Below are 15361 nucleotides of genomic sequence, written 5' to 3' on the forward strand. Positions count from 1 at the left end.
AGCAATGATTTAGCGGCATAGCCGCTCTAACTACCACCTCCTGCCACTAATGCCACTAACGCAAAGATCAGAATGCAACTCAAAAATATCCCCAACACAATCAACAGACTTGGATAAAGCAAAACAGCCAGCGTCGCCTTGCCGCTATCAAACCGATGCACCACTGACGTGCCGGTAATGAGGATTATCAAACCCCACCCCCAGGCGATCAAGGCGATCGGGAAACTCAAAACGGGGATGAAGGTCAGCGCATCGAGCGCGTGCGGCGCGACCGAGAGCGAGCCGACCGCAACCATCGCGCGAATTCCCCCCTTGCCGCCAAGCTGCCGGGCGGCAAGGTGGGTCAAAACGACTGCCAGCAGCATGCCACTCAAGTAGGTCAACGGCGTTGAGACGGTCTGCGCCAGTGCTTGAAATACCAAAACGACTGGCCGGGGCAAAATGGTTGGTGCCGTTATAATTGCGCGCGCAATGTTTGCCAGCTCATCTTCACTCTCTTCAAGCCAGCGTAGCACCTCGCGCTGCTCAGGCGTTGTCGCAGTGGCTCGTTGTTGTTCAATCGATTGACGGTAGCCGGCCAGCACTTCCGCTAAAACTTGATCAGGATTAGCGGAGCTGATTAACAGACTGGCGCTTTGAATGGCGCCAACCAGCAACCCGACCATCAGAATTAACAGAAAGCCGCGGCGCACGCCATTCGAATCGTCACGCATCTCGGCGAAAACACGCTGATTGAGCGTTAATGCCCCATTGAAGGTATCGATCAGCGACATATTATCCCCCCTGCGCGGCGGCAAGGAGAACCGCCAGCGCGCCACAACCTATCACCAAGAGCAACACTCCCAGTAGAATCGGCCCCAACAGCGCAGCCCAAAAAGCGCGCCACCCTGATAGATTGTGCGCCACGCGCAAACCCATATAACAACCGATAAGACCGAGCAGTGTCGCGCCGGAAACCTGGGCAAACGGAACGATCTGAACGAGCGCAAGGAGATTGGCGCCACTGGCCAATGCAGTGCATCCTAATGTCTGGGCAAATGTCCCCTCACCACCGAACGAACGCGCGGCGAGATGAGCAATCACACCGTAGATCAGCCAGCTCAAGAGGTAAACGATGGGCGTTGTTACTGCGCCGATCAATCCGTTCCACTGCAACGAACGCGCGAAGGCGGTTATTTGCGCGAAGAGTGGATCGAGACTGAACGCTGGATTCAACTCCCGTAGTTCGGTCACAAACGGGGTTTGCTCTATTTCGCGCTGAATGATTGCCAGCAGGTTTTCCGGATCGGGAGTGGCCAAAGTAGCCAGAAAATTGCCGATAAAGCTGGCGATGCCAACAACTACTCCAATGAGCAACACGAGGAGAAAACCCTCGCGCAGAGCGTGAGGATTGTCGCGTTGCGCGCGAAACGTATTGATGTCAAGAAAGAGACCGGCACTGCCAAGACGAAACAGATAACTCAGTGATTCCATAGCCATTCCTGTCAGATCGGCTCGTCATGATGCGCGTCAGATTACGAAGATTGTAACCGCTCTTGCAAGCGAGGTCAGTAATATGTGCTACCTCACCCGCTTCCCGCTTCTGGCCGGCGCGCATACGCGGCCCCTTTGCCCAGGCGAGTATTGATCGGGATACCGGCAGCGCAAAGCGGACAGTTGTCAGGCGGATAACTTTCCAGCGGCAGTTCGGTCAGCGCAACCAGCCGCGGCGCGCCGAGATCGGCGGCAGTGATGCCACCGCGATTGCAGAGCGCGCCAACACCGACTACCATCCCACCTGCCGCTGTCACAGCTTCGACCACCAACCGCGCCGAACCGCCGGTAGTGAGTACATCTTCCACCACCAATACCCGTTTTCCGGCAATCAGCGTATCATAACCGCGGCGAAACACCCGCCGTTTACCGGTCTCTCCCTGCTCTTCTTCCGCATATACTGCCAGTATCTCACGCTCGCAGAGCCGGGAAAGATGATGGGCAGTCCATTGGGCCATAATTACACCGCCAATTGTTGGCCCGGCGACGATCTCGACATTTGCATCGGCGAAATGGTGAGCCAGCGCCGCGCCAACCTGACTGGCCGCAGCAGTGTGCGGGTAGAGCGCATCTTTATTTACGTAGCTGCTGCCGTGGCGACCAGAAGTATAGACGATGTGGTCATCGGTCACAATCGCGCCAAGTTGATGAAGCGTTGTCAAGAGATCGGCATTATTCATAACTCCACGCCTGCCAGTTCAATCTCGGCTACAATCCGCGTCACTGCTGTCACCGGATCACCGACTTCCGGTGATGGATTGGTGATAGGTCGCCCAATTACCAGATAGTCAGCGCCTGCCCGCAATGCATCGACCGGCGTCAGCACCCGCCGCTGATCGCCCACAGCGGCCCAGTGCGGGCGAATGCCCGGCGTAATAATGCGCAAATCAGGACAGGCAGCGCGAATTGCGCTCACTTCTTGTGGTGAAGCGACCACACCATCGAGACCGCACTGTTGTGCCATCCGGGCCAGGTGCACAACGTAATCGGTGACGGGTGAGGCGATCTGCAATTCGCTTGTCAGCGCCTCGGCATCGAGGCTGGTGAGCACAGTCACACCGAGCAGCAACGGACGATGTGGCATTGCCTGCGCCGCCGTGACCGCCGCGCGCAGCATTGCGCTGCCACCCGCGCAGTGCAGGGTCAGCATCCGCACCTGCGGGCCAAGCGCGCACACTGCGCGCGCGGCACCCGCGATCGTATTGGGAATATCGTGTAATTTGAGATCGAGAAAGAGGCTACCACCTGCTTCCGCTATAGCGGCAACCACCTGCGGCGCGCCAAGCGCAGTGCAGAGTTCCAAACCGACTTTGAAACCACCCACCTGGTCACGCAGTTGGCTGACCAGCTTCACGGCTGTATCCAGATCGGATGTATCAAGGGCCACCAGGATTCGTTCGCGAGGCGATAACTGCATAACCATTACTTGCGCTAAGGAGTATGAATGAGAACATATACAGCCACACCGACGATTGTCGCCACCAGGTAGAGGGCGAACGCGATCCGCATCAACAATTTATAGCTGGAATACGGAAAGCGCCAGCGCGCGGGGAGCCAGCCATTGCCAACCAGAACCACGTAGACACCAAAGAGCATCGCAACCGTTCCAACAACCTCATGGGCCGGCATCGCCACAAACGCGGCTGCCGGCAACGTGAGATTCTCATCGGGTGTTACCGCGAGCAAGGATGGGATCATCACCCCAAACACCAGGGCCAGATTCATGACCGCCGCGCCGGTTTGCACCCAGCGGTGCGCTGTGTAGCGACCTCTGACGGCCAGATATGCCCCGACTATGAAGGCAATTGCCACCAGAATACTACCGACCAGCGACACATCCTGGGCAAAAGTGGCTTTGGTGCCGAGAAATCCGGTCATGATCGCTCCCTTTGCCATGATAGCAACGCGCGATTGATTCGGCGCGGCAAGAACGGGCCGCGGTACACCAATCCAGTGTAGAGCTGGATCAGAGTTGCGCCAGCTTCAAACATACGCAGCGCATCATCGGGCGAATGAATACCACCCACACCGATGATCGGCAGACGACCGCCGGTTGCGCGGGCAATGAAACGCACCACCTGGCGGGATCGCCCGGACAATGGCAATCCGCTCAGCCCGCCAGTCTCGGCAATCAGGGATGAATCGGATCCCTCAAGACCATTGCGACCAACCGTTGTATTGGTGGCAATGATACCGGCAACGGCGTGATCGGCGCAAACCATTAGCAATTCATCGAGCGCCGACTCGCTCAAATCGGGGGCAACTTTTACTAACAACGGGCGCGATCCCCGCGGATCGGTCTGACCTAAGGTGGCATTCTCTTCCTGCAACGCAGCCAGTAACGCGCGCAAGTGAGCAGCATCTTGCAACTGACGCAATCCAGGGGTATTTGGCGAGCTAACATTGATCGCCACATACGCGGCATACGGAAACACTGATCGGAATGACTCGCGGTAATCATCGACGGCCTGCTCGAGCGGCGTGATCTTTGATTTACCGATCGAAACACCAACCGGAATCGTCACTGGAGTCGCAGCCAGGCGGTGGGACAGCGCGGCTGCGCCGGCATTGTTGAACCCCATGCGATTGATCAGTGCTTCGTGTGCCGGCAAGCGAAACAGGCGTGGACGAGGATTGCCGGGCTGCGGATAGCGCGTGACGGTACCCACTTCAACAAAACCGAATCCGAGTGTCTCCCATGCCGGTAACGCTACGCCGTCCTTATCCATCCCAGCGGCCAGACCGACCGGATTGGGAAACTTGATCCCGAAAACAGTGCGAGTCAGACCCGGATCCTGAATTGCTATCAGGTGACCCATCGCGCGACATAGCTGGCGCGAACGGCAAAGTAGCGCCAACAGATGCAGCGTGCGTTCGTGAGCTGTCTCGGCATCGCCACCGCCAAGCCGAAACAAAATTGGGCGCAGCAGGAAGCGGTACATCATTGGCTCAGAACGGTTCAACACCCACCTCAGACAGCTCATCGGCAAAACGCTCAATATCGCGCGTGGTACGGAGCCGATCAATCCGGCTCAACAATCGCTTGCGGTCTGCGCTACCCTCAATCACTGCCCGTTCCAGATATTGCCGCAGGTAAAGCTTAATCAGCTCGAGCTGATCGGCGCTCAATGGTTCACCCTGCATATAGCATTCGACCGCTGCGGCCAGCAGACCGGTTGTTTCTTCCATCCAGAAACGTGGCGGACGGGCCACCGGAAACGGGTACGGATAATCAGGATCAGGCACAAATACCAGCGGCCCAATTACTTCGGCATTATCGGGCAACGGATCGGTCGTCATAGGATTTCCTAGTGGATCTGCAACCCTAACAGACGATACAGGCGGTCAAAATCAAAATGGATATCAAGCAATTCGGTGAAGCGGCGCAACTTGGCCTCTTGATGGAAGCGAACGCGACCGAAGAGGCGCTCTGCTCGATCGACCGTACTCAGCGTGTCGTCGGCCACCAGAATGATCGGCACCTCAAGCTCGGCAGCGCGATCCATAACCTGCATTGTTGGGCGAATATTCCCGGTGAGCACCAGCGCATTCGTGCTGGTCTGGAGCGCAATCAACTGCAAATCGCTACGATCACCGCCGGTAATCACGGCCTTATTAGCGCGACGCCGGAAGAACGACAGGCTGGCCTCAGCCCCCATTGCCCCGATCATCAGCGAGTCGAGCATCTTCTCGCCCCACTCCGGGCGACCGATGATCTGGCCGCCGAGATGTTGGGCCAATTCGTTCACCGTGACGCCTGACAACAACCGATCACGCGGCAAAATACCGAGCACCGGAATGCCCCGTCCTTCGAGGAAGGGAGTCACCCGATTGCGAACAAACTCGCGATGCGGCTCTTCGACCTGATTAATCAACACTCCTAACAGGCGATCACCAACGTAGCGCTGCACCGACAGAATGGTATCGACCGATAGCGTCGAGGTATAGCGACAAATGAGCAAACCGGGCGCTTGCAGCATATCGGTCACCTGATCGGCAGTTAAATCGACCAGTGCCCCCTCGGCCCAGGTATTGGTACCCTCGAGCACGACAATATCTTTCTGACGCGACACAGCCAGATACGCTTCCCGCAACGTCCTGGCAAAGGAATGGGGTTGGCCACGCAAGATCGACTCAATCACGCCAGGGGTAATCAACACCGGCGCGACCTGCTCCATGGGCGCATCGAGGCCGATCGTCTGGCGAATAAAAGCAGCATCTTCATCGAGCACTGCATCAGGCGTGTGCGTGACCGAAACACTCACCGGCTTCATATACCCAACGCGGAAGCCATCTTGTTGCATACGGCGCAGCAAACCGACGCAGACCGCGCTCTTGCCGACATAGGTTTCGGTCGAGGCGACATACAGTGTTGCCATCATTGCCTCCACTAGTTGAGGATGATCCGGGCATCGAGGACGATCGCGCCCTCGCCTTCATGATGGACGACGAGAGGGTTGATATCCATCTCGACAATTTCCGGGAAATCGGTAACCAACTGACTTACCCGCAACACCGTCTCTTCGAGAGCAGCAATATCTGCGGGTGGTTCGCCGCGCACACCGCGCAAAAGCGGGTAAGCGCGAATCGAACGGATCTGCTCACGCACCTCTTCAACACTGAGTGGCGCGAGACGGAAGGCAACATCTTTTAACACTTCGACATAGATGCCTCCCATTCCGACTGCGATCAACGGCCCAAACTGCGGATCACGACTGACACCGACCAATACTTCACGGCCTTTACGCACCATCTCTTGCACCAGCACGCCCCAAATCCGCGCCGAGGGCAGGTACTTGCGCGCGCGGTATTCGATCAACTCAAACGCATCGCGCACTGCGGTGGCGTCACTCAGGCCAACACGCACCCCACCAATATCGCTCTTATGGAGGATATCAGGACTGGAAATCTTCAACACCACCGGATAACCAAACTCGTTGGCAATTGCAACTGCTTCTTCCGGTGTCTGCGCCAGCCGACTGCGTGGCAACCGCATACCGTATGCTTCTATCACCTGGCGCGCCTCGACCTCACCCAACTCAACCCGACCAGCCGCGCGCACCTCGGCAAACAATTGCGCTACTCGCTCACGATCAACCGCAAAGTAACGATAGGTCGGCTCGGGGCGCTGCTGCCAGAGGAACTGACGGTACATCGCTGCCAGCGATTGTACTGCGCGTTCAGGGAAGAGGTAGTTGGGAATACGGGCCTCATTGAGCGCGCGCGCGGCTTCGCCAATGCTGGCTCCACCCATAAAGCTGGTCACTACCGGCTTATCGGTCTTGCGACTCAGATCGATAATTAATCGGGCTGTGACCAATGGATCAGAGACAGCCTGCGGCGTAAAGAGGACGATCAGACCATCGACATTGGAGTCGGCCAGTGCCGCCTCGATCGCCCAGGCATACCGCTCAGGAGTCGCATCACCGATAACGTCGATCGGGTTGAAGAAATTGGCATTCGGCGGCAGTCTCTCCTGTAAACGGCGAATGGTTTCCGGGGCGAATTCGGCCATCGCCAGACCGCTACGCTCAACCGCGTCGGTAGCAATAATCCCGGGACCACCGGCATTTGTCACAATGGCGACGCGATTACCGCGAATCATCGGTTGATAGGCAAAGACCATCGCCAGATCGAACAGCTCATTCATGGTGCGCGCGCGCAAAATACCACTTTGCGCAAAGGCTGCTTCGTAAGCCGTTTCTGATCCGGCCAGCGAACCGGTATGTGACGAGGCAGCGCGAGTGCCGGCTGCCGTCGTTCCACTTTTAATTGCCACAACCGGCGTGCTCTTGGTCACCTCGCGCGCTACCCGAATAAAATCAGGACCATCGTCAATGGCTTCCAGATAGGCCAGAATAACCTTGCTATGCTCGTCGCGGTTCCATGCCTCAAGGAGAGCCACCTCGTCAACATCAGTCTTGTTGCCAAGACTGACGAAACGCGAAAAGCCGATCCCCTGCTGATGGCTCCAATCGAGAATTGCCGTGCAAATCGCGCCGGATTGAGACATCAACGCAATATTGCCGGGCAACGGCATTGAATTGGCAAACGAAGCATTGAGTCGGCTAATGGTATCGATAATCCCCAGCGAATTGGGGCCGATCATGCGCATTCCATAGCGCCGGACGGTCGCCAGCAGCTCGCGCTCGAGTTCGCGACCGGCGCCACCGACCTCTCTGAAACCAGCAGTGATCACCACCAGGCCGCGAATTCCTTTCTGGCCACACTCATCGACTACCGGCGTGACCTGCTGTGGAGGAATGACGATCACTGCCAGATCGATTTGATCAGGAACCGCCAGCACTGAGGGATACGCCCGCAGCCCCAGCACTTCGCTGGCGCGCGGATGGATTGGATAGATACGGCCTTGATAGCCGTGATCGATGATGTTTTTGAGCACACGGTGACCGAGACGCGCCGGCTCGGGCGATGCGCCGATCACTGCGACCGATTGAGGATCGAAAATTGCCTCTAACATAGCGCGGGTGCTCCTTTTCCGCACGCCTTGTTCATTCATCATAACCGATACAAGACATTGCGACAAGCGAACGTAACATTGGATTGATGTAATGGCACCCAGATCGAACAGTTGCGAGGGGTAATTGACTGGGGTGACTGCATAGACGGGCGTCGGCGCAGGCATATTTACGGAAGGATAATATCAGGCGCCATTATTAGCTTCCTGCCGAAGCGCAACCGCAACGGTGAGGCACGATTCCCCCTGTATGCAGGGTAGCACACAAGGTTACAAGCGCAATGACAACGAGCTACTAATCGGTCGCCGGAGCTGTGACCGGAGCCGGAACAGGAATGAGGAGTAACCAGTGTTCGATGGCGCCGAGGGTGAAGAGACTGGCCAGCAATGACAATCGAATAGCCGCCGGATCACCGAGATGTGCGCCGATGCTCAACCAGAGCATCACAGCCAGTAATGTGCAGATCGAAACACTGGGGCGAAAAAAGGCGCTCGGCGGGCCGGGTCGCCAGTAACTGGCCAGAAAGGCGAGATGAGCGGGGAAGAGTTCGACCTGAAGCGCCCGCGCTCCGTACAGAACATTGAGTTTGGCGCTTTGCTGCAACGCCCAGCTCAGGCCAACGGTGAGCGGGCCTAACCAATGACTGGCATCTTGCAGGAGCCAGATCAACAAACCCATTTCGAGGAAGAAAGCAAGCTGGTGATAAAAATGGGTACCCAGCGCGTAAAAGAAGCGTTGCGCGCCACGAGCGTCTGGTGGGCAGGGCTTGCGGCGCGGCCCGGCCAGGAGACCGCTGTAGAAGGCTAATTCATGCCATGCCCAGATGAGTAAGCCGGCAATGAAAGCGCGGTACCCCCCCAGAACGCTCAAATCATGGCGCGTCACGATTAATTCACTGTGAGCACATAAGAGTAATGGGAGACTCAGAAACACCGCCCATCCCGCTACCCGCTGACCGCGTCGGTTGAGCCAGATCAAGCCGAAGGTAAGTCCCAGCCACAAGGTGACAACGGTGAACAGCGGTAACAGGTAGTAAAAGACGATGTCCGTCCAATTCATAGTCCGGCTTTCTGATCCGTTTTTACACTAATGTCATAATTGTACACGAAATACAGCAGTTCGTGAAGTGCAACAATGTCCTTTCAGAGAAGCTATACAAGCAGCGCTGAGCCATTTGCGTTTCCTGTACTGCCCGGTTGATCGATTACCGATAACAGGAACCTGTCTCAGACAGCCGGCCAACAGATGCATTGCATAGGACGCGCAACGAAGATACTCAAGGCAGCGTAGCCGGTTACGGCGACAGGAACTACAGGTTTAGTTGCCTGAAGTCGAAGATGATGGCATAAAGTGACAGGAACATTCCCGGCATCGACAGCAGAGTGACAACGTGAGAGCAAACCGGCAATGTTCCTGCCACGAGCGCAGCGTGATCAGTTTGCTATTCGTCTTCCTCATCTTTGCGTTCGGCCAGTTTCCGATCAAGCATCAGCAAGCCGGTGCCATCGCTGCCGATCAGTTTCAGATGTTGAATAATCTCTTCTGCACTCTTTTCCTCTTCCACCTGCTCATCAATGAACCATTTGAGCATACTCATCGTCGCATAATCATTCTCTTGCGCAGCCAATGCATAAATAGCATGAATGGCCGCAGTGACGCGCCGTTCGTGAGCCAGAGCATGCTCGAAGGCATCAAGTGGTGAAGCAAACTCATTTTGCGGTTCGTCAATGGCTCCCAGCATTACCCGACCCCCACGATCATTCACATAGTCGAAGAAACGGAGGGCATGCTCACGCTCCTCTTCGCTCTGAATACGAAACCAGTGCGCAAAGCCGGTAAGTGAGAGTGATTCGAAATAGGCGGCGATGGCAAGGTAGGTATACGAAGCGGCGTATTCAAAAGCAATTTGTTTGTTCAGCGCCTGTTGAATCTTTTCGCTGAGCATGGAATATCTCCTTTCACTGAGGAACATTAGTAGTTGCATCATACCACAAGCATTAGTCGAATGACCGACATATCTCATGCGTTATACTGGTATCATTGTTCCGCTTCTTGACTCTAGAGAATAGCCATGCTTGATCGCGCTACTGTTGCCACCCACGAATCCAACCTGCTCGACCTGATCGGACGGCTGGTACATTTCGAATCACCGAGTACCGACAAATCGCTCCTTGATCGTCTGGCCGATGAATTAGCCAATCTCTTTGCCGCCGTCGGCACTGTTGAGCGCATTCCCAACGATCGGGGTGGAGATCACCTGCGCATCACCGTCACCACTGCTGAGGAGCCAGCGTTGCCGCCGACACTGGCGCTCTGCCACTACGACACGGTGTGGCCAGTCGAAACGGTCGCGCGCCGACCGTTTACCGTCGAGGACGACCGCGCATTTGGGCCAGGAGCTTATGACATGAAGGCCGGTATCGCTATGATGTTCGCGGCGCTAGGTGGTTTTGGCCCGCCAGCGCCCAAACTTCGAAGACCGCTCATCTTGCTCATCACCTCTGATGAAGAGATTGGCAGTCCTGCCTCACGCTCACTGATTGAAGCTACAGCGAAACAGGCGGCGCATGTGCTGGTGCTCGAACCACCCATTGAACCGGATGGCGCCTTGAAGACGGCGCGTAAAGGTGGCGGCGCGTTCCGGATAACCGTTCACGGGAAAGCAGCCCATGCCGGTGTTGAGCCGGAAAAGGGGGTTAGCGCCATCACTGAGCTAGCCCATCAGATTCTGGCCGTCAACGCGCTGGCCAACCCTGCCATCGGCACCACCGTGAACGTTGGCGTCATTAGCGGCGGTACCAGACCTAACGTTGTCCCTGCCGAAGCGTGGATGGATGTTGATGTGCGCGTGTGGACGCAGGCCGAAGCGGCGCGGATCGAAGCCGGAATAGCCGCGCTCGCGCCAGTGACACCGGGAACCCGCCTCGAGATCAGCGGTAGTGTGCGCCGTCCACCGATGGAACGAACACCGGCAAGCGCTGCCCTCTTTGCGCAGGCGCAACAACTTGCTGCTGCGCTTGGTTTCACGATTAGCGAAGGAAGTACCGGCGGCGGGAGCGATGGGAACTTCACTGCGGCAATCGGTATCCCAACCCTCGATGGATTGGGGTGTCCTGGATCCGGGGCGCACGCCGAACACGAGCAGATCAGCCGGCAGGGATTGATCGATCGCACTGCATTGTTGTGCGCATTGCTGGAGACTTTGTGAAGTGGGAATGGCGGTTTGATCAATCCCTTGATGTTCTGCGATCCGTCACCAGAGGGGCGTAAGGTTGCTGCGCCCCCTTCTTCTCGCTGCATTGCGCGCCGACCACAACAACGTAGCGCCGTCGCAGTCTTCTTTGCCTCGACCTGCTCAAACATGTAGAGCCGTTGCATTGCAACGGCTCTGTCTGAATTGATCACACAGCGCCGCCAACACCGCACCCTCACCTGACGACAATCGTTCCGGTGGCCTCACCAAACCCGATGCGGTAGCCATCACCCTGCGCCCAGGCCCGCATCGTTACGGTATCGCCATTTTCCAGCCAGCGCCGCGTCGAACCATCGGCCAGTTGCAGCGGTTCCGTGCCGCGCCAGGTCAACTCAAACAGGCATCCACGCGCCTCTTTGGTTGGCCCGCTGATTGTGCCTGACGCAATCAGATCGCCGGGACGCAATCGGCAACCATTGACTGTGTGATGAGCAATCTGCTGGGCGAAGCTCCAGTAGAGGTAGCGCGCATTGGTCTGACAGATGCGCGTATCGTTGAGCCATACCTCGAGCGTAATGTCGAAGTGACTCGGGCCAGGCGCTTGCAGGTAAGCCATCGGCGGCGGGTCTTGCGGCTCGCCGGCGCAACGGAAGGGAGCAAGGGCAGCAAATGGCACGACCCACGGGCTGATCGTCGTGGCAAAATTCTTCGACAAAAACGGGCCGAGCGGCTGATATTCCCAACCCTGAATGTCGCGCGCGCTCCAGTCATTGACAATCACGCAACCGAAGATGTGTTCTTCGGCGCGCTCAATCGGCACCGGCACACCGAATTCGTTACCAATCCCAATGAACACACCCAGCTCAACTTCAAAATCGAGTGCGCGGCTGGGTGAGAAGAATGGTTCGGGACTGCTGGAGGGCTTGATCTGACCATGGGGACGGTGGATGGGCGTGCCACTCACCACTACTGTGCTGGCCCGACCGTGATAAGCCACCGGTAGATAACGCCAGTTGGGAAAGAGAGGAGGACTATCAGGACGCAACATCTTGCCGGTGTTGGTGGCGTGGTAGAGCGAAGAGTAGAAATCGGTGAAATCGCCGATCTGAACCGGCAAAAGCAGCTCAACCTCGGCCTGCCGGATCAGCGCCGCGTCACGCAGCGGCTGATTATCGCGCAGCGTTGGCTCGTGGGCACTCAACAAACGTTGCAGCGTATCACGCACTGACTGCCAGGCGACCGGGCCGGCTACCATAAAGTCATTGAGCGCATCGCGCGCGAACAGCCCCCGGCCACCGACCGGCGTTCCCGCCAGCAAGCCTGCTTTGTCGATTACGGACAGATCGAGAACATAGTCACCAATAGCGACCCCGATGCGAGCCGGGCCGCCACTGCGCAGACGAAAGACGCCGTAGGGCAGATTTTCAAGCGGAAAGTCACTGTCAGGCGCAATTGGGATAAAGCTCGTCAACGGCATGATCTTGTCTTGTCAAGACGCTTCACAATGCGGATACCTGCGATGCCACGTGGCCCGCATCCTGCGGGCCACGTGGCGCACACCTACCCTTCCGGCCCGCCAACGCTCCACGAATCCATATAGCCAGCCTTCTCCAGTTCCAACGCGGCAGTCGTCAGATGCAACGGATGGAACGTATCGATCATCACTGCCAGTTCACGGGTCTCTTTCACGCCGATACTGGCTTCGGTGCTACCCGGCTGCGGGCCGTGCGGCAACCCGGCTGGATGCAACGTCATATCGCAGCGTTCGATCCCACGCCGCGACATGAAATTGCCGTCGCAATAATAGATCACTTCGTCGGAATTGACGTTTGAGTGATTGTACGGCGCCGGAATCGCTTCGGGATGATAGTCGAACAGTCGCGGCACGAAAGAGCAGATGACGAAGTTATGCCCTTCAAACGTCTGATGCACCGGCGGCGGCTGGTGGATCCGTCCGGTAATCGGCTCGAAATCGTGAATCGAGAAGGCCCAAGGGTACAGATATCCATCCCAACCGACTACATCAAACGGATGGTGATCGAGTACATGGCGCGTAATCTGATCGCGAACCTTCACCAGCACTTCAAACTCACCGGTGTCAGTGAAGGTTATCAGTTCCTGGGGACCGCGAATATCGCGTTCACAATAGGGGGCATGCTCAAGCAACTGACCAAACTGATTGCGGTAACGTTTCGGGGGGGCGATCTGACTGTTCGCTTCAATCACCAGAAAACGGGCCGGGCCGCGCAACTGCATCTGCCAGGTCGTGCCAAAGGGAATCACCACATAATCGCCGGCGCTGAAGGGCAACCGACCAAATTGCGAGAGGAGATCACCACTCCCTTCGTGAACAAACCAGACCTCATACGCCTGGCCGTTGCGGTAAAAACTGGTCATGCTCTCAACCGGTCGGCTTACCCCGATGGTCACATCGTTGTTTCCGAGCAGCGTGATGCGGGCACTGATCGGATCGCCGCCAGCCGGCACATTGGCAGTTGCAAATGCTCGATGGCGGATCGGGCCGAATTCAACATATTCTGGCCGGACAGAACCAACCAGTTCCGCGCGCAGAACGCGGGGGGGCAAGAAGTGGTGATAGAGAATGGATTGAATACCGTGAAATCCTTCTAATCCCATCACTTCTTCACGGTAGAGTTTGCCATCAGGTTTACGGAATTGAGTATGTCGCTTGTGGGGGATCTGACCGAGACGCTGATAAAACGGCATCGCACACCTCCTTGTGCCGCGGTGTCGTTCCGATAAAAGTTATTTTCGCCCGCCGCAATCGGGCGACGGGCGGTTTGGCGACCCGGGAGGGACTCGAACCCCCAACCAACGGTTCCGAAGACCGTTGCTCTATCCATTGAGCTACCGGGCCATCAACGCCCTATAGTGTAGCACAGGCGGCGCACTTACGCAACGTGGTAAGCGGACTGCAACTTTGGTTGCGCGATGTTCTGGCGCAACCCAAAGCCAACCGCGTACAATGGCAAGAGGTCAGCGCCTGCGCGCCCTGGCGCGCAGCGCGCTCTCGTAGCGTCTGCTCAATGTCGGCAAGGAGGTTTGGTATGCGCGCGCCTGCACTGACACCATCATCAGGAACGTTGTTCCGCGATCCACGGTTGCGTTGGGGTTTCGGATTGGTGGCAGCAGTCTGGCTGCTGGGATTGATCGGCGGTCTTAGCGGCCTGAGTGAATGGCCAGCCCTCTTCCTCTACGTGTTAGGCGGGCTGGGAGTAGCTATCTGGCTGGGGCGCACTGCTGGCGGCTGGGCTGCTATCGGTGTTACACGCGCAAACCTGCGCACAGCAACCATCTGGGGTGGCGGCATCGGCGCAGCGCTGATGCTGATCGACTGGGTCAACACCTTCTTCTACTACCGCAGTGGCGGCGCGCCAATGGAGGCGATGGAGCAGATACTGGTTGGCATGGGGTTGCTCTACCTCTTCCCGGTGCTGGTATTGGCAGAGGAGCTGCTCTGGCGCGGCGTCCTCTTGTTTGGACTGCGCGACGCCGGCCTCAACACCCATTTGACCGTAGCCATCACCACACTCCTCTACGCGCTCAATCATCTTTTCGTCGCGCCGGTACCGATGTTCGAACGCTGGCTAATGGTGGGAATGGCGCTGCCAATCGGCATTATCGGCGGGTACATTGTCTTGCGCGAGCGCAATGTCTGGGCCGCAGTGTGGCTCCATGGTTTGAGCATCATCGCTATGGTGGCCGACATCTTTGTCATTCCGGCCCTGGCCCGCGGGTAACGATGAGCAGCATCGAAGGAGTCGCGCGTATTGTGTTCCGTGTCTGTTAATGGATACTTAACGGTCTGATAACAACGACTGTCCACATTTTGTGGACAGTTGTGGAAAACAGCCCAATATCTAGTTGTCGTTGCAAGATAATACCTGCTACCAGGTATCGGTCGCCCGCGCGTGCCTTTTCCACCTGATACGTTCGCAGGTCGATGGAAGCCTGCGCTAGAGCCGATCCGTATCCATGCGGTTTGTGACCGGATGGCGACGGCTGCCCGCCGACCAGTCTGGCGCGCTTGCGCGTGGCTTGCAGGCCAGATAGCGACTCTGGCGCTTCAACATAACACGCCGGCTACGGAGCGGGTTTCAGGAACAGCCATCCCTAGGGGCAAGATGGAGGGCAT

General features: G+C 57.2%; 15 protein-coding genes and 1 tRNA gene. 2 read left to right on the plus strand and 14 right to left on the minus strand.

The genetic code is table 11. From position 1 onward, the window contains the following. Nucleotides 1-26 precede the first annotated feature (26 nt). The 11 genes from Q0650_RS16390 to Q0650_RS16440 form a co-directional block, all read right to left on the minus strand. Nucleotides 27-773 (minus strand): Yip1 family protein, encoded by a 747-nt coding sequence (locus tag Q0650_RS16390; protein WP_298820902.1) that lies wholly within the window; start codon nucleotides 771-773, stop codon nucleotides 27-29. A gap of 1 nt (nucleotide 774) precedes the next feature. Beyond that, entirely contained in the window at nucleotides 775-1473 is a 699-nt protein-coding gene (locus tag Q0650_RS16395; RefSeq protein ID WP_298820905.1) for a Yip1 family protein, read from the minus strand. Nucleotides 1474-1565: 92 nt separating this feature from the next. Then, nucleotides 1566-2213 carry a phosphoribosyltransferase family protein gene (locus Q0650_RS16400; RefSeq protein ID WP_298820907.1) on the minus strand — a complete coding sequence of 216 codons (648 nt, stop codon included), beginning with the start codon at nucleotides 2211-2213 and terminating at the stop codon, nucleotides 1566-1568. Then, on the minus strand, nucleotides 2210-2950 hold the full coding sequence (pyrF, locus tag Q0650_RS16405; RefSeq protein WP_298820909.1) for an orotidine-5'-phosphate decarboxylase: 741 nt from the start codon (nucleotides 2948-2950) through the stop codon (nucleotides 2210-2212). Before pyrF ends, Q0650_RS16400 begins: the two co-directional genes overlap by 4 nt. Before the next feature lie 14 nt (nucleotides 2951-2964). Continuing rightward, on the minus strand, nucleotides 2965-3411 hold the full coding sequence (locus Q0650_RS16410; protein ID WP_298820911.1) for a hypothetical protein: 447 nt from the start codon (nucleotides 3409-3411) through the stop codon (nucleotides 2965-2967). Next, nucleotides 3408-4496, minus strand: coding sequence for a quinone-dependent dihydroorotate dehydrogenase (locus Q0650_RS16415; RefSeq protein ID WP_298820913.1), 1089 nt, complete (start codon nucleotides 4494-4496; stop codon nucleotides 3408-3410). Before Q0650_RS16415 ends, Q0650_RS16410 begins: the two co-directional genes overlap by 4 nt. Beyond that, nucleotides 4483-4833 (minus strand): hypothetical protein, encoded by a 351-nt coding sequence (locus tag Q0650_RS16420; protein ID WP_298820915.1) that lies wholly within the window; start codon nucleotides 4831-4833, stop codon nucleotides 4483-4485. Before Q0650_RS16420 ends, Q0650_RS16415 begins: the two co-directional genes overlap by 14 nt. Nucleotides 4834-4841: 8 nt before the next feature. After that, nucleotides 4842-5912 carry a phosphotransacetylase family protein gene (locus Q0650_RS16425; protein WP_367280831.1) on the minus strand — a complete coding sequence of 357 codons (1071 nt, stop codon included), beginning with the start codon at nucleotides 5910-5912 and terminating at the stop codon, nucleotides 4842-4844. An 11-nt stretch (nucleotides 5913-5923) separates the two neighbouring features. Further along, complete coding sequence (gene acs / locus Q0650_RS16430) at nucleotides 5924-8014, minus strand: acetate--CoA ligase alpha subunit (RefSeq protein ID WP_298820919.1); 2091 nt, start codon at nucleotides 8012-8014, stop codon at nucleotides 5924-5926. Nucleotides 8015-8306: 292 nt separating this feature from the next. Next, nucleotides 8307-9071, minus strand: a complete 765-nt coding sequence (gene puhE, locus Q0650_RS16435; RefSeq protein WP_298820921.1) for a putative photosynthetic complex assembly protein PuhE — start codon at nucleotides 9069-9071, stop codon at nucleotides 8307-8309. A 382-nt stretch (nucleotides 9072-9453) separates the two neighbouring features. Next, nucleotides 9454-9957: a ferritin gene (locus Q0650_RS16440; protein WP_298820923.1), complete on the minus strand. Its 504-nt coding sequence runs from the start codon at nucleotides 9955-9957 to the stop codon at nucleotides 9454-9456. A gap of 126 nt (nucleotides 9958-10083) precedes the next feature. Here Q0650_RS16440 and Q0650_RS16445 point away from each other — a divergent pair, with 126 nt between their 5' ends. After that, the gene (locus tag Q0650_RS16445) at nucleotides 10084-11220 is read left to right on the plus strand and encodes a M20 family metallopeptidase (RefSeq protein WP_298820924.1); all 1137 of its coding nucleotides are present in this window, start codon (nucleotides 10084-10086) and stop codon (nucleotides 11218-11220) included. Between the two features lie 220 nt (nucleotides 11221-11440). Here Q0650_RS16445 and fahA read toward each other — a convergent pair whose 3' ends face one another. The 3 genes from fahA to Q0650_RS16460 form a co-directional block, all read right to left on the minus strand. Next, nucleotides 11441-12682, minus strand: a complete 1242-nt coding sequence (gene fahA / locus Q0650_RS16450; RefSeq protein WP_298820926.1) for a fumarylacetoacetase — start codon at nucleotides 12680-12682, stop codon at nucleotides 11441-11443. Between the two features lie 83 nt (nucleotides 12683-12765). Next, entirely contained in the window at nucleotides 12766-13932 is a 1167-nt protein-coding gene (locus Q0650_RS16455; RefSeq protein ID WP_298820928.1) for a homogentisate 1,2-dioxygenase, read from the minus strand. 75 nt (nucleotides 13933-14007) lie between these two features. After that, nucleotides 14008-14083, minus strand: a tRNA-Arg gene (locus tag Q0650_RS16460). A 190-nt stretch (nucleotides 14084-14273) separates the two neighbouring features. Between Q0650_RS16460 and Q0650_RS16465 the strand changes: the two genes are divergently transcribed. Then, complete coding sequence (locus tag Q0650_RS16465) at nucleotides 14274-14966, plus strand: CPBP family intramembrane glutamic endopeptidase (protein WP_298820930.1); 693 nt, start codon at nucleotides 14274-14276, stop codon at nucleotides 14964-14966. The last annotated feature ends 395 nt before the right edge of the window (nucleotides 14967-15361 follow it).

It is taken from the genome of uncultured Chloroflexus sp. (assembly GCF_937129525.1).
Taxonomy (GTDB): Bacteria; Chloroflexota; Chloroflexia; order Chloroflexales; family Chloroflexaceae; genus Chloroflexus.